1 protein-coding gene is annotated in these 1,118 nt (G+C 31.5%); it reads right to left on the reverse strand.

All coding sequences use genetic code 11. From position 1 onward, the window contains the following. Positions 1-544: 544 nt before the first annotated feature. Positions 545-1,078 (reverse strand): NADH-quinone oxidoreductase subunit J family protein, encoded by a 534-nt coding sequence (locus IEW49_RS13355; RefSeq protein ID WP_188643229.1) that lies wholly within the window; start codon positions 1,076-1,078, stop codon positions 545-547. Positions 1,079-1,118: the final 40 nt, after the last annotated feature.

Consider the following 1,118-nt stretch of genomic DNA (forward strand, 5'->3'; position numbering starts at 1 on the left):
CCCCCCTGCAGTACTGCAGGGCGGGGGGACGGGTCGATTCCACCCCGGAGGGGTGGATATTTGTAAGTTTTTATATGGTTTTTAGTTAGCTAGCTAAACGAAGTTGTGCTGCTGGGATCAATATATTTTTGATAGTTACAGCTAAACGAAGTTGTCCTCGTCCTTTTTTATTCTTCTCTAACATTTCATTTCTAATAGTTCTTCAACAGTCATATCTGCTTTGCCTTACTATTGGGGGGCTGGCGAAGCTAGCCTCCTCAGTACTAGTAGCTTGCTTTAGCTAAAGCAAGCAGCCAGAAGCTAAAGCTCCGGTGGTTATATATCCTCCGATTTAGTATTTTTCATTCTACCTCCCCTCGGTTTTGGTTTCCCTCGTATTAGGTAAGGCTCCGCCTCAAGAAGCATTAGATTTCATTATAATCACTATAGATCCAACCATAGCTAATAGTAAAATAAAGCTAGCTAAGAACAATCAGATACTATAGTTACTATACATTACGTTACCTATAGTTGTTATATGATTACTTTCTGCCAAATTTCCATCTCATATTTTACTAGTAACAAATAATAAGTCATTATTTTTAGGCTGCAGTGAAACTGCGGGAGTGGTATTAATTCCAAAATTTCCGTTATTTTGTTTATTCATAGAAAGATTATATAAATTATTATTTATATTACTACTAAAATTACTTAAAATAGCTATATCATAAGGTAACAATTGAAATAAAGAATAACTAAGAGAAATTCCAAGAATAATTGTTAAAGGTATACTATTATTAGTATTACTTTGAAGTTCACTTATTCTAATATTTATCAGCATTAAAATAAATAAAAATAAAATAGATATTGCTCCTATATATACTATTAAATAGGCTAAACCTATAAAACTTAAACCTAATAGAATTAAATAAGAAGAAACACTAGCAAATAACCCTATTAAAAATAATACAGATATTATAGGATTTTTATTTACAATTACAGATATACCACAAAAAATCGCGAGTATAGATATTATATCCAGCACGCTCGATATATAACCATTTGTGAAACTTTCGTTTATCAAGAATAAACTGTTCATAATAAATAAAAAAAAACCTTTATTTTTTGGTCACCCTTAC

This window comes from Pseudoblastomonas marina, assembly GCF_014641655.1.
GTDB classification, from domain to species: domain Bacteria; phylum Pseudomonadota; class Alphaproteobacteria; order Sphingomonadales; family Sphingomonadaceae; genus Alteriqipengyuania_A; species Alteriqipengyuania_A marina.

What these genes read in the sequence shown, in the direction of transcription:
- IEW49_RS13355 (WP_188643229.1), bottom strand. Translation starts at nt 1,078, where the DNA reads ATGAACAGTTTATTCTTGATAAACGAAAGTTTCACAAATGGTTATATA.